This window comes from Pseudoalteromonas gelatinilytica (genome assembly GCF_001641615.1).
Lineage (GTDB): Bacteria > Pseudomonadota > Gammaproteobacteria > Enterobacterales > Alteromonadaceae > Pseudoalteromonas > Pseudoalteromonas gelatinilytica.
On the sequence record NZ_LRRU01000014.1, the window covers coordinates 36,225 to 55,168 of the forward strand.

Consider the following 18,944-nt stretch of genomic DNA (forward strand, 5'->3'; position numbering starts at 1 on the left):
ACAAATGGACAAAACATATTTAAAGGATGCTTACATACTCTCGGTCTATGACTATAAAGACTTTGAAAAATCATTTCTTGGGGAGTTTTTGTCAGGGGTTGTTATTGACGATGAAACATTCAGATTTCGGCCATTTGAGCAAATGGTAACTTCAAAGATTGTTAGCAAATCTGCTGATGAGGATAAGTTAGAAATATACACACATAGTGAGAGTTGTTATGTGATTGATGCTGACCATAAGTTAATTGATATTTCGTTTGTTGAACTGGTTGTTATGAGGGCGGGAGCTTATTCGGTAGATCGAGTTTTAGAAATGAGAGAGCAACTTAAGTCTCAAAATAAAAGCCATTGAATAACGAAGATAAGAAGTCTGATGAGATTATTATTTGTCACTTACCTCTTTGAAAAAGTTGACGTTAGTCAAATATTCATAAATGTTTACATGACATCAATTTACTTATTCGAAAATTTGTATTAGCATAGACATGTATATTTTTATGAGAATTTTATGTCTAAAGCATTTTCAAAAGTCTTAGTGATAACGCTTATGCTGTTTGCCTTTGTAGGGCAAGCATTTGCGTATTCTGCTATGCCTTGCGAAATGCCATCAGGTTCTCATGAATCACACATGAACATGAACATGAACATGAACATGGATCATGGTGATATGAATAAAAGCAGTAATGGTCAATCAGAAGATTGTTGTGACGTTGAATGTATTTGTCCTGCAAATGCTTGCTCATCTACGACAGTCCTAAATTCCAGTGTTGACTCGACAGATATTCAAATATTGAGTGAATCTGTAGCTGCTATGCAATCTAAACAACCTCATTCAATTTCCACTTCCCTTTATCGTCCACCAATTTTTGCCTAATACAGGATTAGTGCGTCCAAATTTCGCACACATGTAATTAATTTTTCTGTTAGTCAATATAGCGTCGTAGCGCTATAGCTATTTTCCAGCGACGTCTGGGGGCAAAAATGATCAATAAGTATTTAAAAATAGCAGTTGTAATGCTGCTTTCACCTGCGTTTGCAAACGCTAATGAACATAAGCATGCACACAATAACGACGTAACACCTTTGGAGTTAATCGTTTATAAAACCCCAACTTGTGGGTGTTGTAAAAAATGGATAACTCATATTGAAGACAAAGGGATCGTTGCGCATTCCAAAGATTTCCGAAACATCGGCAACATCAAAACTAAGTATGGTATCAAACCTAATTACCGTTCATGCCACACGGCAGTGAGTAGAAATGGGTTTGCCTTTGAAGGTCATGTACCGGCTAAGTTTATTCAGCAGTTCTTGTCAGAAGAGCACCCCAATGCGATTGGATTATCTGTCCCAGCAATGCCTGTTGGCTCTCCGGGTATGGAAGTCGGCGACCGCTTTATGTCATATAACGTATTAATTTTATTTAAAGATGGAACGAGTAAAGTATATGCAGAAGTTAAGGCTTATGAGGAGCAATTCTAATGAGATTAAATGTTTCAAGCCTTACTCTACTTTCAACTTCGCTAATTCTCGGCTTGTCTGTATTCTCAGCTCAAGCTGAGAAAGTAGTGTCACTTGAACAAGCTATCACCTTGGCTCAGCAAAATGATCCTTGGCTTCATGGGAGTCGGTTAAAACAAAGCGCGGTTGAAAATAGAAGTATCGCTTCAGGTACTTTGCCTGACCCCAAAGTATCACTAGGGATAATGAATTTACCAACAGATACTTGGGACTTAGATCAGGAAGGAATGACTCAACTAAAGGTTGGTGTTTCTCAAATGTTTCCTAGAGGTGATAGTTTAAAGATTAAACAAGAGCAATTAAAAATTGAGTCAACGAAATTTCCACTGCTACGAGAGGATCGTAAGGCTAAACTGATAAGCCAAGTATCACAGTTATGGTTAGATGCTTACTTAGCCCAACAAACCATTAAATTGATTGAAGCGGATTGGGCGCTCTTTGAGCAGATGGCGGAAGTTACTAAAGCTAGCTACTCAAATGTTGTTGGTAAAACCAGACAACAAGATGTTATTCGTGCTCAATTGGAAATCGTGCAGTTAGATGACCGATTAACTTCGCAAAAGCAGAAACTAGAAACAACAATCGCTCGCCTTAATGAGTGGCTTCATATCTACGATGCTGCTGGCTTGAATGAATCATTCAACTTTGATACGCAACCATTAGAGTTTAGGGTTTCTAAAAAGTTGCCTACAATTCATTTGAACAATTCAACAGTCCTAAAAGCATCTAATTACTCAAGAAATCTATTGGCTCAGGAGCTTTCGAATCACCCAGCCATACTTGCAATTGATATAAAACGCAAAGCTTCAGAAAAAGCAGTTGAGTTAGCTAAACAGCAATATGAACCGCAATGGGGTGTTAATGCTAGTTATGCCTATCGGGACAATATGCCCTCTGGTGATAGCCGAGCTGATTTATTTTCTGTTGGAGTAACGTTTGATTTACCCTTGTTCACCGAGAACAGACAAGATAAGCAAGTTGCAGCTTCTATTGCAGATTCAGAGACTATTAAAACCGAGAAACTATTACTGACAAAGCAAATGATCAGTATGGTGGAAAAGGAGCTTAGACAGCTTAAGCGTTTATCTGATAGGCAATCTATCTATCAAGAACAACTCCTTAAACAAACTCATGACCAAGCAGAAGCGTCATTGACAGCTTACACAAATGATGATGGCGATTTTGCCGAAGTTGTTCGAGCAAGAATCGCAGAATTAAATGCCAGAATATCAGCCTTAAGAATTGATGTTGACGCACTTAAAACAGTTGCTCGTATCAACTATTTCTTTGCACGTTCTCAATCTAACTCAAATGCTGAACATAAGTCGATGCAAACTTCACACAAAACTAATCAGCACTTATCCAATCAGCAATTTGGAGAAAAATAATGTCAACGAATACTAAAACAATTATTGCCATCATCATTGGTGCTGCGCTAGGCGCAGGAGTATTGAGCTTATATCAAGGTGCAGGGTCAAACAGTAATACAGATGAAACAACATCAGCAGAGAAAAAGCCTCTGTATTGGGTTGCACCGATGGATTCTAATTACCGCCGGGACAAGCCCGGTAAGTCGCCTATGGGGATGGATTTAATTCCTGTGTATGAGGAAGAATCATCTGGTGATGATTTTGGTCCCGGAGCAGTAAAAATTGCGCCTCATGTAGTGAATAACCTAGGGGTTCGCACTGCACCTGTTGAGCTGAAAAATATGCATACTGAAATATCAACGGTTGGTTACGTTCAATATGATGAAGATAAGCTAATTCATATCCACCCACGTGTTGATGGTTGGATTGAAAAACTCTATGTCAAAGCGGCAGGTAACCCTGTAGAGAAAGGGCAGCCTCTTTATACACTGTATTCTCCTCAGTTAGTTAACGCGCAAGAAGAACTTTTAATAGCTTTAAAGCGCGACAATAGTTCCTTAATTTCGGCGGCGAAAGATCGCCTTAAAGCGTTACAGCTTTCAGCAGATTTCATTCAAAAGCTAGAAAAGACTAGAAAAGTTCAGCAAACCATCACCTTTTATTCACCACAAGCAGGTGTTGTTGACGGTTTGAAGATTAGAGAAGGCTTTTATGTCAAGCCGGGAAACACTTTATTAAGCATTGGTCAACTAGATCAAGTTTGGGTTGAAGCAGAAGTGTTTGAACGTGACGCAGCCTTAATTAAAGAAGGACTGCCTGTATCAATGACACTGGATTATTTACCCGGAGAGGACTGGGCTGGTGTCGTTGATTATGTTTATCCAACATTGAATAGTAAAACACGCACACTCAGAGTGAGACTGAAGTTTGACAACCCAGACTATCAATTAAAACCAAACATGTTTGCACAAGTCTCTATTCACGCTAATCAAGCTGATAGCACGATACTCGTACCTAAAGAAGCCGTCATTCGCACAGGTAAACAAGACAGAGTTGTACTTGCCTTGGGGGATGGGCAATTTAAGTCTATCGAAGTGACAATTGGCCGGGTTGATATCGATAGTATCGAAATCTTAGAGGGTCTTAATGAAGATGATGTTGTGGTGACATCTGCTCAATTCTTGATTGATTCTGAATCAAGTAAAAACTCTGATTTTAAACGAATGACTCATGACGAAGTGCCTAGCTCTGTTTGGATGGAAGGCGAAATCAACAGCGTCATGGCGGGACATCGTATGGTTAATATTACTCATGGTCCTGCTGAGGCTTGGGATTGGCCTGAAATGACAATGGACTTCGATGTAGGTGAAAAGGTAGATATTGATTCACTGAAGTCTGGTCAATCTTTGCACTTTGAAGTGAGCAAAACCGAAGAGGGTGGATATGAAGTTACTGGAATTCATATCATGAGTGAGCCTGCTGATATGAGTGAAGAAGTATCATCAGCAACAGTATCAGGTTTAATTAATGCGATTGATATTGATACACGGATTCTAAATATTAGCCGAGGCCCAATAGAGAAGTGGGATAGACCTGCTGCGACGATGGATTTTATCGTCGCGGACAATATAGAAATAGTTGATTTCAATGTTGGTGATAATGTCACTTTCACTTTTGAGGTTAGGGATGACTTAGTTATCACTGAAATCTCTCTTGAATCAGATGAACAACACGGCAAGGAAAATAAAGCTGCTGTTGATCATTCTAATCATTAAGTGGGAGAAAAATAATGATTGAATCAATTATTAGATGGTCTATCGGCAATCGTTTCTTTGTTTTGTTGATTACCTTAATTATCGCGTTTGGTGGTTTGTATTCATTACAAAAAACGCCAGTAGATGCACTCCCAGATCTTTCTGATGTGCAGGTGATAATTAAGACGAGTTATCCGGGACAGGCACCACAAGTTGTGCAGGATCAAGTGACATTTCCACTTACTACAGCGATGCTATCAGTGCCGGGGGCGCAAACTGTTCGTGGTTACTCATTCTTTGGTGATTCCTACGTCTACATTATTTTTGATGATGATACTGATTTGTATTGGGCTAGAAGCCGAGTACTTGAATACTTAAGCCAAGTAGCATCAAGCCTGCCTGATTCGGCAAAACCTCAATTAGGACCTGATGCAACAGGTGTGGGTTGGGTATACATTTACGCTTTAACAGATAAGTCTGGAAACCATGATCTAAGCCAATTAAGAAGCATTCAAGACTGGTTCTTAAAGTATGAACTACAAACTGTTCCGGGCGTGTCCGAAGTTGCCGCCGTTGGTGGTATGGTTAAGCAGTATCAAGTGCAAGTAGATCCTGACAAATTGAGAGCTTACGATATTCCTCTAAGTTTAATACAAATAGCCTTACAAAAAGGGAACAAAGAAACTGGCGCATCCGTTGTGGAAATGGCTGAAGCTGAATATATGGTTACCGCAACGGGGTATATTCAATCAGTTAGTGATATAGAGAAAATTCCACTTGGTATTAACGAACAAGGCACGCCGTTGCGTATTGGTGATGTTGCCAACGTTAACCTTGGTCCTCAAATGCGCCGTGGTATCGCAGAACTTAATGGCGAAGGCGAAGTTGTTGGTGGTGTTGTCGTTATGCGCTTTGGTGAAAACGCTCAACAAACCATAAATGGGGTAAAAGAAAAGCTTGAGTCGCTCAAATCTTCTTTACCAGAGGGGGTGGAGGTTGTCCCTGTCTATGACAGATCGAAGTTAATAGATCGTGCTGTTGATAACCTTTGGAGCAAGTTGCTAGAGGAGCTTGCGGTCGTGGCTATTGTCTGTGTTGCTTTCCTATTTCATCTTCGCTCATCAATTGTGGCAGTTGTTACTCTACCATTAGGTATATTGGTGTCATTCATCATCATGTATATGCAAGGCATCAATGCCAATATTATGTCTTTAGGCGGTATCGCTATTGCTATTGGTGCGATGACTGATGGTGCAATAGTGATGATTGAAAATATGCATAAACATATGGAGAAAACACCACTAACAGATGAAAACCGTTGGCAAATTGTAGCTAAGGCTGCGAGTGAGGTAGGCCCTGCATTATTTTTTAGCTTGCTGATCATAACTGTCTCATTCTTACCTGTGTTTATCTTAGAAGCGCAAGAAGGAAGAATGTTTTCACCGCTCGCCTATACAAAAACCTATGCAATGGCTGCATCAGCAGGCTTGGCAATAACATTGGTGCCTGTTTTGATGGGCTACTTTATTCGAGGCAAAGTCGTCTCTGAAAAGAAAAACCCATTAAATCGATTATTGATTGCTATCTACATGCCTGTTTTAAAGCAAGTCATGAAGTTTCCAAAATTGACAATAGTCGCAGCAGTATTAGTGACTATCGTTGGTTTTTGGCCTGTCGATAAAATTGGTAGTGAATTCATTCCGCCATTGGATGAAGGCGACCTTATGTATATGCCTACTACATATCCCGGAATTTCAATCGGTAAAGCAAGAGAGTTATTGCAGCAAACGGACAAGCTTATTCGTACTGTGCCAGAAGTTGAAAATGTATTCGGTAAAGTAGGACGAGCTGAAACCGCAACTGACCCTGCGCCTCTAACCATGATTGAAACCTTTATTCAATTGAAGCCACGGGAGGAGTGGCGAGAAGGCGTGACAACTGAGTCGTTAAAAGCTGAGTTTGATAAGTTGGTTAAATTTCCGGGCTTAACCAATGCTTGGGTCATGCCAATCAAGACCCGCATTGACATGTTAGCTACAGGTATAAAAACGCCTGTCGGTATTAAAGTCGCCGGACCAGAACTTGATGTAATTCAGGATATCGGCCAACAAATAGAACAACTCTTGCCAGAAGTGACAGGCACAGCGTCAGTTTACTCTGAACGAGTTGCAGGTGGACGATATATCAAGGTTGATATTTCACGAGATAAATCAAGTCGCTTTGGGTTAAATATCGAAGATGTCCAACAAGTAGTTTCTACTGCGATTGGCGGTATGAATGTGACACAAACGATAGAAGGTCAAGAGCGTTACCCTGTTAATCTGCGCTATCCGCAAGATTATCGAGATTCTCCTGAGCAGCTAGCACGATTACCTGTTGTAACACCAAGTGGTCAACGCATTGCACTAGGTGATGTTGCTGATATTCGAGTAGAGAATGGCCCACCGGGTATTAAAAGTGAGAATGCCAGAATCAATGGTTGGACTTTCATTGATATTGATAGCGTTGATGTAGGTACTTATGTTGAAAATGCTAAAGAACACTTAGCAAATAACCTGACATTACCAGCAGGCTATTCAATTACTTGGGCTGGACAATACGAATATATGGAAAGAGCGAAAGAAAAGCTCACCTATGTATTGCCTTTAACACTCGCCATTATTGTTATTCTGCTTTACCTGAATTTCAGAGCGTTTAGTGAAGTGGCTATCATTATCGTTACCTTGCCGATGGCAATGATCGGTGGGTTATGGTTGATGTATCTAGAAGGGTTTAATTTCTCAGTAGCTGTTGGTGTGGGCTTTATCGCTCTAGCTGGTGTTGCGGTTGAGATTGGCGTGATAATGCTGGTTTATCTTAATCAAGCACTTGCTGAGCTTAAGGAAAAAGCGGTGGAGCGAGCAGAACTCATCTCAGATGATGCATATCAAGATGCATTATTGCACGGTGCTGGCTTACGAGTTCGTCCAGTAATGATGACGGTAGCTACAATCATTATAGGTTTAATGCCTATTTTATATGGTACTGGTACAGGTTCTGAGGTCATGAGCCGCATTGCTGCTCCTATGGTAGGCGGAATGACAAGTGCTGTGCTGCTCACGCTTATTGTACTCCCTGCAATTTACTCAATCATTAAAAAGCCTGAAGTAAATGCCTTTAACAAAGAGCTTTCTAACGTGGAGCCTGAGAATAATGCTTAGCACGGCTAGAAAATATCACAAATGGCTAATGGCATTTGTCGGAATACAATTCCTCTTCTGGTCTATTACAGGCGTGTATATGGTGACTATGGATATTCACTATATACACGGCGAAACCTTGGCTAAGAGTGAGGAAGCCAAAATAGATTTAGCAAGTATGGATTACTCCATTGTAAAGCTAGCTGCGGATTATCCTAAAGCTAGCCAAGTTACACTTACTCAAAGTATGGGCCGTCCTTTGTATTCTTTTATTAATGGAGAAAATGGAAAAGTAGCAATAGATGCTAAAACTGGAGCTGTTCAGGCCCTTGTAGATGAAACCAAGGCTAAAGAAATCGCACAATACCATTATGCGCTGAATCATCAAATCGACAGCATAAGGTTGATTAAGTCAGCGACAAACTTGCCTGCTGAGTTGTCCCCAAGGCATTTACCTGTTTGGAGAGTGACGTTTGAGCAATTCTCCACACCGACATTTTATATAAGTCAACAAACAGGATCACTTGTTGCCAAGCGTCATGATTACTGGCGATTGTTTGATTGGATGTGGCGGTTCCACATTATGGATTACTATGATGGAGAAAACGTATCAAACTGGTTTTTGTTCTTGGTCGCAACTCTAGGTCTAATGGGAGCAATTACTGGCGCAGTATTGACTTATTACCGAGTGCTTTCCCCAAATAAAAAGAGAGTCATTTGATGCGACTATTTAAGTTAAATACAACGATACACAAGTGGCTTTCTTTATTTGTTGGTTTACAACTGCTTATTTGGTTGGGAACGGGCCTTTACTTCAATTTGATGGATCACAGTAAAGCCAGTGGTAATGAACTTAGAGTTCATTCTCATCATGAAGGTAGCATTACAGGCTTTGACCTATTCCCTATTAAAGACATTACTAGTAATGCTCCGCAGGAAGTAAACCTTATATGGGTTTTACATCAGCCTTACTATCATTTTGTGTTCGATAAGGGGCAGCATAGCTATCAAGAGCGCCACTCAAAGCTATTTGATGCTGTAACAGGAAAGCCATTTAATTTGTCTGAAGAACAAGTACTAACTTTGGCAAAAAACTCCTACTCAGGACAGGGTAAGTTAACTACTCCAGTGTTATCTCAACCTCCGTTTTCTGATCACGTAAGGCAGCAAAATCCTATGTGGCAAGTTGCCGTTGAGGATGAGAACAATACAACTATTTATTTAGATAGTATTACAGGTCAAGTACTTCGCCATGCCAATGATGATTTCAGATTGAAAGATCTGATGATGAAGCTTCACTTTATGGACTATGGCAATTCTGGAGGATTTAACCATTGGTTGATCATTGCATTTGCTTTTGCAACGCTATTCCTTTCAATTACTGGTGTTACTTGGCTGATACAACAGTATAGAAGTGGTTTACTGAAGCTAGGTTGGGGCACTAACAGGCAAAAAGTGGCAGTGACGTTTTCCAATGAAAATACTATTACTGACATCTCAGCAGTTGGTCGCTCAACTGTATTAGAAGGGCTAGCTAGTTCACATGTATACCTTCCTTCAGGTTGCGGTGGTGGCGGTACTTGTGGCAAATGCGTGTTCTTAAGTTCAACTAAATTACCTATCACACTATCTGAACAGGAACATTTATCTCAGGAGCAACTTAAGGAAGGTTATCGGCTTGGATGTCAGCATAGGTTCTCTGAAATTAGTTCGATTGAAGTTAATACTGATCGCAATATTGAAAATCATGAGCTAGTTGTGGTTGCGACTAATTTCATTACTCCTTTTATCAAGGAAGTGAAATTTAAGCTGAAATCAGGCAAACAGTTGGCATTTAAAGCTGGTGCATATATGCAATTTGATGTGCCAGCAGGGATGAATAGCTTACGTCCAGATGATATGCCAGAGTGCTATGAAAAATACTGGGATAGCTACTATCATGGAAAATTTTCTCATAACGGTGTAACTCGCCACTACTCATTAGTTAACTTTGACGAGGAGTCTGATGAGTTAATGTTTAATATCCGTTGGCAGACCGCAAAGAATGGTTTTAAAGCAGGAATAGGTTCAAGTTATTTAGGTTCACTCCAAGTAGGTGAAACGATAACTGCAAGAGGCCCTTTTTCTGATTTTTATGCCACTTCAAATAAAAAAGTTAGTCGCGTGTTTATAGGTGCGGGTTCAGGACTTGCACCACTGAGGTCTATTATTTTTGAACAGTTGAAAAAGCATAAAGATAAAAGTGGTTTGACTCTTATCTATGGTGCGCGAACTGAAGATGACTTGCTATACCATAATGAATTGAAGTCACTGAGTGAGAAGCATAAAAACTTCTCTTATATTCCTACTCTTTCTAATCCTTCAGAAGAATGGCAAGGGCACTCAGGCTATGTTCAAAAAGTACTTCTGCCGTATATGAACCAAAAAGCAGAACTGCATTTGGCTGAGTTTTACTTGTGCGGTCCAGAAGCAATGATGAGTGAAGTGGAAAAAATAATTACAGATGCTGGGATTCCAAGTAATCAAATTTTCAAAGATAAATTTAGTCGTTAATCCATTAAATAAATAGAGGTATATATGAAAACATTAATTAAACTTTTAACCATAATCAGTGTTGTTTTTAGTAGTGCAGTATTTGCACATGTGCATCTTGAAAAAAGCGTGCCTGCTGATAATGCAATGCTAATGAATACTCCAGAAAAATTGACATTGGGATTTAGCAAAGAGGTACGTGTAGTTAAAGTTACGTTGAAAAATAAAAAAGGTGAAAATATTAAATTTGACTTTAAACCATCAAAAGAAGCTTCCAGAGAGTTTTCATGGGAACTACCTAAATTAGCTCCAACAAACTATATCGTTGATGTGACCTATTTAGGTAAAGATGGACATAAAATGAAAGATAGCTTCGGCTTTATGGTTCATTAGTAAGGCTGTGTGATTGATATGGAAATGTATATCTGGAATACAGTCATTGTACTGTCAAAAATTGTATTTTACGTCGGCTTTGCCTGTATTGCCGGCTATACATTTTTCAGACAAATTTTTGAGCATAATGAATCTCATAGTAATGCTGTAATAGCGAATTTAACGTGGACAAGAACTTATATAGTTATGGCTTTGATCGCTAATATTACTTGGTTCTTTGCCAGTACTGGTGCAATGGCAGAAGAGGGAATTCAGGGGGCGATAGACGCTGATATATTGGCTATTATGTGGGACTCCTCTGTCGGCACTGGAGCTTTGCTTCGAGCGCTTGGGCTAGTTACCGCAATAATCGCTTTAGCTTTAAGGTTCAAACTCGCTGTGAACTCGTACTTAAAACAAAGCGCTTTAATGTTGAGTTTATTAATCCTTGCATACTCATTCACGTTACTGGGTCATATTTCTGAGTTAGGCACAATTGAAAAAGGCTTGCTTATTTTGCATGTGCTCGTTATGGCATGGTGGTTTGGGGCGTTATTGCCACTAAAACAGGCTTGCCATCAGCTAAGTTATGCAGAACTTCATTTGCTGATGGAAAGCTTTGGCAAACAAGCAAGTTTTACATTGAGCCTATTGTTGGTAGCAGGCCTCTGGCTCGTGATTCAATTGGTCGGAAGTCTTGATGCACTAATAAGCTCAAGTTACGGACAAACACTGTTGTTTAAATTGGCCCTTGTAGTGTCTATTTTGGCACTTGCTGCTAAACATAAACTAATACTCGTTCCACAACTTAAAAATAGTCAAGGCAGAGAGGCTTTATCTAAATCTATCTCGATAGAAATGGTAGTAGCTTTTGCCATTTTATCTGTAACGGCTGGGCTTACTAGTGTTGTTGGCCCTGCAAATTAAAACCTAAAAGAGAGAATGAAAATGAAAACAATAAATATATTACTCGTTTTATTAATGACGTTTAGTTTCGCAGCAAACGCTCATGGTGATAAGAACAAAGACAAAGGTTTGTTTAAAGGTATAGATACCCCAGCCGCAAAAGTTGTTTTGGCATTTCATCAAGCACTTGAAACTGGCAATCAAAAACAGGCTAGAGCGCAGTTAGCGGATGATGTCACCATTTTCGAGGGAGGCCGCGTTGAAAGGAGCGCTGATGAATATGCTCATCATCATATGTTGTCGGATATGAAGTATTTAGCAGCGATGAAGAGCGACACACTTGAACATCAAGTGACGATACTTGGAAATACCGCTATCTCTGCGTCGCGCAGTCAAACTACAGGTACTCATAAAGGTGTTGAACGCGATTATCAAGGCATGGAAACGATGGTGCTGGAAAAACAAAATGGTGAATGGAAGATTAAGCACATTCATTGGTCACATTAATTTATTGTTCAAACAACGGAGAGTAAAATGAGAAATAACAATCCATTACATCAAGTTTCTACGCCACGTAGACGCTTTGTACAAGGATTAGCTGCTGGCGGTGTATTAGCTGCTTTTCCAAGTGTTCTTCATGCAGCTTCATCTTTGCTTGCTGGAACTTCAACAGGTACTGCGCCCGAACTAAGTGGGGAAGTCATAGATCTGGTGATAGATGAGTCACCAGTAAACTTCACAGGTGTTGTAAGAATGGCTACAACAATCAATGGCTCAATACCAGCTCCTACCTTGCGCCTCAGAGAAGGTGATGACGTTACTATCAGGGTAACGAATAAATTATCAGTGCCGAGTTCAATTCATTGGCATGGGATCATTCTTCCGTATCAAATGGATGGCGTACCGGGTATTAGCTTTAAAGGTATAATGCCGGGTGAAACCTTTGTTTATAAATTTAAGCTGCAACAAAGCGGCACATATTGGTATCACTCACACAGTGGTTTTCAAGAAATGACAGGTATGTACGGCGCATTAATTATTGAGCCAAGAGAAAAGGATATTATTAGTGCTGACAATGAGCATGTCATCCAATTGTCTGATTGGACTGATGATGACCCAATGGATTTGTTTCGCAAGTTAAAAGTACAGAGCGATGTATTTAACTTTAATCAACCTACTGTTCCAGAGTTTTTTGATGACATTTCAAATAGCAGCGTTTCAAATGCGCTACAACGCCGGGAAATGTGGAATAAAATGAGAATGAACCCTACAGATCTTGCAGACTTATCAGCATCTGCAATGACTTTTTTAATGAATGGTTGTGCGCCTTTGACAAATTGGCGTGGAATGTTTAAAGCTGGCGAAAAGGTTAGGCTTAGATTTATTAACGGTTCTAGCAATACGTTTTTTGATGTAAGAATACCTGAGCTGAAGTTAACAGTTGTACAAGCTGATGGACAAAATGTTGAACCTGTGACAGTAGATGAATTTAGATTTGGTCCCGGTGAAACTTATGATGTACTTGTCGAGCCAAAAAATGACGCATATACGATTTTTGCACAAAGCATGGATCGCTCAGGTTATGCTAAAGGTACTTTATCAATGGCACCTAACGTTGATGCACCAGTACCTTCTTTAGACCCCGTTGAGTGGTTAACGATGACAGATATGATGGGCAATATGACCCATGATAGTGTGCATTCTACAATGGCTGATACGGCAGGTATGTCGGGCATGAATTCTAATAAAATGGATCATAGTGCAATGGGTCATGGAGCGATGGCAATGGATCATAGTAAACATGGAATGACTAAAAACCCATTAGCTGTTGCTAGCACTAAAGTGCGTCATGCAAAAACAGAGTATGGAGCTTCTGTTGATATGCGTGTTGATATGCCTAGAACAAACCTTGATGATCCCGGTATAGGTTTACGTAAAAATGGACGCCGTGTTTTAACACTTGCAGATTTACATTCTCTTGAGGGAATTACAAGCCAGCAAGAGCCTGAGGCTGAAATTGAATTACATTTAACTGGAAACATGGAGCGTTATAGCTGGTCATTTGATGGCTTGGAATTTGGAAAAAGCACGCCAGTTCACATGAAGCATAATCAACGTTTAAGAGTTATTTTACAAAACGATACAATGATGACACATCCAATGCACCTGCATGGTATGTGGAGCGATTTGGAGAATGAAAAAGGTGATGTACAGGTTCGTCGCCATACTATCCCTGTACAACCAGCGCAAAGAATTAGTTTTTTAACAACACCTCATGACGTAGGTCGCTGGGCATGGCATTGCCATTTATTATTCCACATGGATGCAGGTATGTTTAGAGAGGTAGTTGTATCATGAGAAAATTAATACTAACCAATACGTTAAAACTATTATTAATAGGTTTGCCCCTTATAAGTGTATCTGTATCTGCAAAAGATGAGATGACTGAGATGGGTGATTCTAAAATGCAAGCACAAGGTGGAGATGCACCTAAAGATGCTAGAGACCCTCATGCTTATGCCGCAGGTACAACATTGACTGAAGGTCCTTATGCACTCAATAGCGACAAACGACTGACTTTGGCAGATGAGCATTCATTTTACGCGCTACTAGGGGATCGTCTTGAATATAATGAGCAAACAAACGCAGGTGTTTTTGACTTTCAGGCATGGTATGGCACTACTTTTGATAGATTAGTCATCAAAACTGAGGGAGATTTTAGCGAAGGTAATTTAGAGGAGAACCAAACAGATTTTCTATGGGGCCACGCAATATCTGCTTATTGGGATACACAAGTCGGTATTCGACTTGATTACAATAACGAAGGTGAAAACCGCAAATGGCTAGCTTTTGGTTTACAAGGTCTAGCCCCTTACTGGTTTGAAATTGATATGACTGCGTATTTAGGAGAGCAAGGTAATAGTGCATTTTCGATCGAAGCTGAGTATGAGCTATTACTTACTCAAAAGTTAATTGTTCAACCACGAGCAGAGTTGACGCTTTACGGTAAGGATGACGTCCAAAATAACCTTGGTAGTGGCTTATCTAGCAGTGCTATTGGTTTTCGGGTTCGTTATGAGTTTACCCGCCAGTTTGCTCCCTATGTTGGCGTTGAGTGGACAAATAAATTTGGTAATACAGCCGAATTTGCGAAGTTAAATGGGCAAAGTACTCGTGATACTGCTTTTGTTGCAGGTATCAAGTTCTGGCTCTGATGTGAAGAAATACTATATTGACTTGATGAGAGCTACCGCAACTATATTGATGGTAGCTTTTGTTTTTTGGGATTTAAACCATTTTAGTTATGTTAGGAAAGGCCTAGCTAATAGTTTTTTTGGAAAGAACTAAGAGCAGTAATAGTAAGCTACTTCTTGTTTTCAGTCTGTGCCAGTCTGGTGTATACCTATCAAGGTGGAATATCAGCTAAGAAGTAAAGTTGGCGAATGGTAAAGGTTAAAGAGTCAAGCCAAAAAACATCGCCATTGAAAGACGTACAATAGACTATTTTATCACTTTTGATGAACGGGAATTGGGTGTGCTCGGGATAGAATCGATTGTTGCAAAGTACTGCGCTTAAAGCTGAACAATTGGAAAAATGATCCCTTACTCAATACCTAGTTATGAGCGTAGGGTTTTTATTTTTTTTATGGTGCTCATGCTTGGCTTCAATCTCATGAGTATAAATCAGACACCCCTTTTATACTTGTTAAGTTTAAGCTGTTTAAAAAAGTAAAAAGTTTAGGTTTTAGTTCAAAGGTTGATCAAGATCATAAAATTATTTTTATAAAGTGGCTAATATTGTAGGAGCTAAAGAAGGAATGATAATGTTTGGACTTTTCAGGTGGTTTAAAATAGTGATAATAACTGTGTTGCTTACGCAGCATAGTTTTGCTACAGCTAAGCCAATGAATTGTGAAGAACATCAAAATGGATCTTCCGACACGCATATTATGCAACGAAGCAAAAATATTCACCATCAATCAATGAATGACAATAGTCACTATCACACTGTAAACTCGCAAGACTCTAAACACCGTCATGGTGATGAAGTCTGTGAAAAATGTAAAGCTAGTGATTGTGTTTGTTGTGAGGGGGGATTTTGTTCAAGCTTTCATTTAAATCCCTATCTTGTGCAAGCGCAAGAGGAAGGTATTTGCAATATTTACTCTGAGCTATTTCTACAGCGTACACCTCTACCAAAATCTGGTATCCATCTCTTACTTTATCGTCCACCAATTATTGGCTAATCACGGGATCAGTGCGTCTTTTTTTCGCCACTCCCATCAAAAATAGAATGACTTATTCATTGATTTAAATAATCAATTGTTTTGAACGATTAGTACGATATTTTGAAGGCACTATGAAAATTCTCAAACTATTGCCATTTACAGTACTTAATGCTGTCGATTTTGGCCGAGATTTCTCTTTTACCAAAAAATTATTTTTTAGCTTATTCACTAGTATTAGTACTTGACCTGTGTCTTAGACACAGGTCTAAGCTGTAGGTGAGAGTACAAACTTAGGTGAAAAACTAAGGAGTAAATATGAAAGTAGCAGAACTGTCAAAAAGCCTTGGAACGACTGCTGATACGGTGCGCTATTACACGCGATTGGGACTGTTAAAACCTGCTAAGTCAGTGAACGGCTACAAGTCATACTCGAATAAAGAAGTATCGAGACTTAAGTTCATTTTAAGTGCCAGAAATCTTGGTTTTTCCGTTGCTGATATCAAGCAAATTCTTAATGAATCTGAAGATGGTACAAGTGCGTGCCCATTAGTCAGAAGCCTCATCAAAGAGCGGCTTGAAGAAACAGAAAAACAGTTTCAAGCAATGTTGGCACTTCGAGGGAAAATGTCTTCAGCGCTTTCTCAATGGGAAGAAATGGAAGACAAAGCGCCGACTGCAAACATGGTTTGTCATCTCATCGAAAACTTTGAACAAATTAAAAAGGCATAGGAGGAAAAATGGTAACTACTAATACAAATATAGAAACCGAATCAGGCTGTTGCTGTCAGGCAAAAACTCAATCCTCTTCGTGTAAAAGTAAGGAGAATACGTTGGAAAAAACATCACAAAGCCAACAGCTCATCATTGAAGGCGCTGGGTGTGCTAGCTGTGTAGGCAAAATTGAAGGGGCGTTAAAGGCAACTCATGGAGTCGTCAGTGCAGAAATGAATTTTGCTGATAGGACTGTAACAGTTTCTGGGACAGCTAAGACAGAAGAATTGATCAAAGCTGTTGAGTCAGTGGGGTATAACGCGAAGCCAATTGATGATAGCTCAGCAACAGATGCGCTTGACGAGAAAGAGGCGGCGGATTGGGCATATTACAAAAAGCTAATGCGCGATACGTTTATTGCCCTTTCACTCGGCGTTCCTTTGATGATCTACAGCATTGTAGTTGGAGAAATGACAGTTGAAACAAACCTTGAACGCATGTCTTGGCTGGTTGTCGGTATTTTAACTTTTGGTGTTATGTATTTTTCAGGTAAGCATTTTTATGTTGGCGCTTGGAAAAGCTTTAAAAACCACTCCGCTAATATGGACACACTAATAGCTTTGGGAACAGGTACAGCTTGGGTGTACTCAATGGTTGTTGTGTTTGCACCTGACGCCGTTCCATTGATGGCACGACATGTCTATTTTGAAGCTACCGCCATGATCATTGGCTTAATTGATTTAGGTCTAGCATTAGAAATAAAAGCCAGAGGTAAAACCTCTGAGGCCATTAAACGTCTTATCGGCTTGCAGGCCAAAACGGCAACTGTAGTTCGTGATAATAAAGAGGTTCAGATAGGTATCGAACAGGTTTTGCTTCATGATGTTGTGAAAGTAAAGCCGGGTGAAAAAATTCCCGTAGATGGCGTTGTATTGGAAGGACACACCTCTATTGATGAGTCCATGCTGACAGGCGAACCTATGCCTGTTGAAAAAGCCGAAGAAGATGAGGTTGTCGCTGGTACTTTGAACAAATCAGGCATGATTTTATTTAGAGCGACACGCGTTGGTAAAGACACGGCGCTTGCACAGATCATCAATATGGTGAAACGAGCGCAAAATTCAAAACCGCCGATTGGCCGCTTGGCCGATGTTATTTCCGCCTATTTCGTTCCTGTAGTCATGATCATCTCGGTGTTAAGTGCGTTAGCATGGCTTAACTTTGGCCCTGAGCCAGCAATTGCTTTTGCTATCGTATCAGCAACTACTGTGCTTATTATTGCCTGCCCGTGTGCTTTAGGCTTGGCAACGCCTATGTCTGTCATGGTGGGAGTAGGAAAAGCAGCAGAAGCCGGAGTACTTATTCGCAACGGTGAGGCACTGCAAACCGCCTCTAAAATCACTGCCATGATTTTAGATAAAACGGGCACTATTACTGAAGGGGCACCTAAGGTAACCGATATTGTTTTAGCAAAAGCTACTGACGAAAAAGACGTACTACAGCTTGCAGCAAGTTTAGAAAGCGGCTCAGAGCACCCTTTAGCGCAAGCGATTGTTGAAAGTGCTTTAGATAAGGATATTGAGTTACTAAAAATTGAATCGTTTAATGCTATTACGGGTTTTGGTGTAGAAGCAAACTGTAACAATAAAGTCCTGCTTTTTGGTAACGATAAACTAATGAAGTTAAAAGGCATAGACCTCACAGGCTTTGTTGGAAAAGCCCAGTCTTTAGCCAAAGAAGCCAAAACACCTATGTACTTTGCTGTAGATGGTGAACTTGCCGCAATCATTGCTGTCGCAGATCCCATTAAGTCAGACTCAATCTCTGCTATCAAACGGCTTCAGGCTAATGGTATACGCGTCATCATGTTAACAGGTGATAACAAGGAAACCGCTGCCGCTGTTGCCAAAAAAGCAGGTATTAGCGAATTTCTTGCTGAGGTGCTGCCAGAAGATAAAGCCAACAAGGTGAAAGAGCTACAAGGCAGTGGCGAAATTGTTGGTATGACAGGAGATGGCATCAACGATGCTCCTGCGCTAGCGTTAGCCGATGTTGGCTTCGCCATAGGCACAGGGACTGATGTAGCTATCGAAAGTGCTGACATTACCCTAATGCGTGGTTCACTTCATGGCCTTGCCGATGCCATAGCGGTAAGCAAAGCTACTTTACGAAATATCAAACAAAACTTGTTTGGCGCGTTTGTCTATAACGTAGCTGGGATTCCTTTTGCTGCGGGGGTTCTATATCCCTTCTTTGGCATTCTGCTTAGCCCTGTAATTGCAGGTGCTGCAATGGCGTTTTCGTCATTGACTGTGGTGTCAAATGCAAATCGACTTCGCTTTTTTAAAGCAAAAGAGCATTAAGGAGAAGAGC

16 protein-coding genes are annotated in these 18,944 nt (G+C 40.2%); all 16 read left to right on the forward strand.

Annotated features, from left to right (window positions below; genetic code table 11):
* The first annotated feature begins 4 nt into the window (after nucleotides 1-4).
* The 16 genes from NH153_RS06015 to NH153_RS06090 all read left to right on the forward strand — a co-directional run bounded on the left by NH153_RS06015 (nucleotide 5) and on the right by NH153_RS06090 (nucleotide 18,934).
* Nucleotides 5-352: a hypothetical protein gene (locus NH153_RS06015; RefSeq protein ID WP_045979609.1), complete on the forward strand. Its 348-nt coding sequence runs from the start codon at nucleotides 5-7 to the stop codon at nucleotides 350-352.
* Nucleotides 353-508: 156 nt separating this feature from the next.
* On the forward strand, nucleotides 509-874 hold the full coding sequence (locus tag NH153_RS06020) for a hypothetical protein (RefSeq protein ID WP_063702032.1): 366 nt from the start codon (nucleotides 509-511) through the stop codon (nucleotides 872-874).
* A gap of 107 nt (nucleotides 875-981) precedes the next feature.
* The gene (locus tag NH153_RS06025) at nucleotides 982-1,479 is read left to right on the forward strand and encodes a DUF411 domain-containing protein (protein ID WP_016708256.1); all 498 of its coding nucleotides are present in this window, start codon (nucleotides 982-984) and stop codon (nucleotides 1,477-1,479) included.
* On the forward strand, nucleotides 1,479-2,906 hold the full coding sequence (locus tag NH153_RS06030) for a TolC family protein (protein ID WP_062566153.1): 1,428 nt from the start codon (nucleotides 1,479-1,481) through the stop codon (nucleotides 2,904-2,906). Before NH153_RS06025 ends, NH153_RS06030 begins: the two co-directional genes overlap by 1 nt.
* Nucleotides 2,906-4,663 carry an efflux RND transporter periplasmic adaptor subunit gene (locus tag NH153_RS06035; RefSeq protein WP_055022008.1) on the forward strand — a complete coding sequence of 586 codons (1,758 nt, stop codon included), beginning with the start codon at nucleotides 2,906-2,908 and terminating at the stop codon, nucleotides 4,661-4,663. The genes NH153_RS06030 and NH153_RS06035 overlap by 1 nt, the downstream gene beginning before the upstream one ends.
* Nucleotides 4,664-4,677: 14 nt before the next feature.
* A complete protein-coding gene (locus tag NH153_RS06040; protein WP_055022009.1) occupies nucleotides 4,678-7,842 on the forward strand; it encodes an efflux RND transporter permease subunit in 3,165 nt (1,054 codons plus the stop codon).
* Nucleotides 7,843-7,921: 79 nt separating this feature from the next.
* A complete protein-coding gene (locus NH153_RS06045) occupies nucleotides 7,922-8,542 on the forward strand; it encodes a PepSY domain-containing protein (protein ID WP_235419340.1) in 621 nt (206 codons plus the stop codon).
* Entirely contained in the window at nucleotides 8,542-10,374 is a 1,833-nt protein-coding gene (locus NH153_RS06050) for a 2Fe-2S iron-sulfur cluster-binding protein (protein ID WP_045979604.1), read from the forward strand. Before NH153_RS06045 ends, NH153_RS06050 begins: the two co-directional genes overlap by 1 nt.
* Before the next feature lie 24 nt (nucleotides 10,375-10,398).
* Entirely contained in the window at nucleotides 10,399-10,746 is a 348-nt protein-coding gene (locus NH153_RS06055; RefSeq protein ID WP_016708251.1) for a copper resistance CopC family protein, read from the forward strand.
* Nucleotides 10,747-10,764: 18 nt separating this feature from the next.
* Nucleotides 10,765-11,652 carry a CopD family protein gene (locus tag NH153_RS06060; protein WP_045979603.1) on the forward strand — a complete coding sequence of 296 codons (888 nt, stop codon included), beginning with the start codon at nucleotides 10,765-10,767 and terminating at the stop codon, nucleotides 11,650-11,652.
* A 15-nt stretch (nucleotides 11,653-11,667) separates the two neighbouring features.
* Entirely contained in the window at nucleotides 11,668-12,138 is a 471-nt protein-coding gene (locus NH153_RS06065; protein ID WP_008467847.1) for a YybH family protein, read from the forward strand.
* A gap of 27 nt (nucleotides 12,139-12,165) precedes the next feature.
* Nucleotides 12,166-13,989, forward strand: a complete 1,824-nt coding sequence (locus tag NH153_RS06070; RefSeq protein ID WP_045979602.1) for a copper resistance system multicopper oxidase — start codon at nucleotides 12,166-12,168, stop codon at nucleotides 13,987-13,989.
* Entirely contained in the window at nucleotides 13,986-14,846 is an 861-nt protein-coding gene (locus NH153_RS06075) for a copper resistance protein B (RefSeq protein ID WP_045979601.1), read from the forward strand. Before NH153_RS06070 ends, NH153_RS06075 begins: the two co-directional genes overlap by 4 nt.
* A gap of 609 nt (nucleotides 14,847-15,455) precedes the next feature.
* Entirely contained in the window at nucleotides 15,456-15,878 is a 423-nt protein-coding gene (locus NH153_RS06080) for a hypothetical protein (protein ID WP_045979600.1), read from the forward strand.
* Between the two features lie 297 nt (nucleotides 15,879-16,175).
* Nucleotides 16,176-16,589: a MerR family transcriptional regulator gene (locus tag NH153_RS06085; protein ID WP_045979599.1), complete on the forward strand. Its 414-nt coding sequence runs from the start codon at nucleotides 16,176-16,178 to the stop codon at nucleotides 16,587-16,589.
* Nucleotides 16,590-16,690: 101 nt separating this feature from the next.
* On the forward strand, nucleotides 16,691-18,934 hold the full coding sequence (locus NH153_RS06090) for a heavy metal translocating P-type ATPase (protein WP_045979598.1): 2,244 nt from the start codon (nucleotides 16,691-16,693) through the stop codon (nucleotides 18,932-18,934).
* Nucleotides 18,935-18,944 lie beyond the last annotated feature (10 nt).

Bases quoted from the DNA above. Each gene is read 5' to 3' on its own strand.
- NH153_RS06015 (WP_045979609.1), top strand. From the start codon at position 5: ATGGACAAAACATATTTAAAGGATGCTTACATACTCTCGGTCTATGAC.
- NH153_RS06030 (WP_062566153.1), top strand. From the start codon at position 1,479: ATGAGATTAAATGTTTCAAGCCTTACTCTACTTTCAACTTCGCTAATT.
- NH153_RS06070 (WP_045979602.1), top strand. From the start codon at position 12,166: ATGAGAAATAACAATCCATTACATCAAGTTTCTACGCCACGTAGACGC.
- NH153_RS06050 (WP_045979604.1), top strand. From the start codon at position 8,542: ATGCGACTATTTAAGTTAAATACAACGATACACAAGTGGCTTTCTTTA.
- NH153_RS06045 (WP_235419340.1), top strand. From the start codon at position 7,922: ATGGTGACTATGGATATTCACTATATACACGGCGAAACCTTGGCTAAG.
- NH153_RS06080 (WP_045979600.1), top strand. From the start codon at position 15,456: ATGTTTGGACTTTTCAGGTGGTTTAAAATAGTGATAATAACTGTGTTG.
- NH153_RS06075 (WP_045979601.1), top strand. From the start codon at position 13,986: ATGAGAAAATTAATACTAACCAATACGTTAAAACTATTATTAATAGGT.
- NH153_RS06085 (WP_045979599.1), top strand. From the start codon at position 16,176: ATGAAAGTAGCAGAACTGTCAAAAAGCCTTGGAACGACTGCTGATACG.
- NH153_RS06035 (WP_055022008.1), top strand. From the start codon at position 2,906: ATGTCAACGAATACTAAAACAATTATTGCCATCATCATTGGTGCTGCG.
- NH153_RS06025 (WP_016708256.1), top strand. From the start codon at position 982: ATGATCAATAAGTATTTAAAAATAGCAGTTGTAATGCTGCTTTCACCT.
- NH153_RS06060 (WP_045979603.1), top strand. From the start codon at position 10,765: ATGGAAATGTATATCTGGAATACAGTCATTGTACTGTCAAAAATTGTA.
- NH153_RS06065 (WP_008467847.1), top strand. From the start codon at position 11,668: ATGAAAATGAAAACAATAAATATATTACTCGTTTTATTAATGACGTTT.
- NH153_RS06055 (WP_016708251.1), top strand. From the start codon at position 10,399: ATGAAAACATTAATTAAACTTTTAACCATAATCAGTGTTGTTTTTAGT.
- NH153_RS06040 (WP_055022009.1), top strand. From the start codon at position 4,678: ATGATTGAATCAATTATTAGATGGTCTATCGGCAATCGTTTCTTTGTT.
- NH153_RS06020 (WP_063702032.1), top strand. From the start codon at position 509: ATGTCTAAAGCATTTTCAAAAGTCTTAGTGATAACGCTTATGCTGTTT.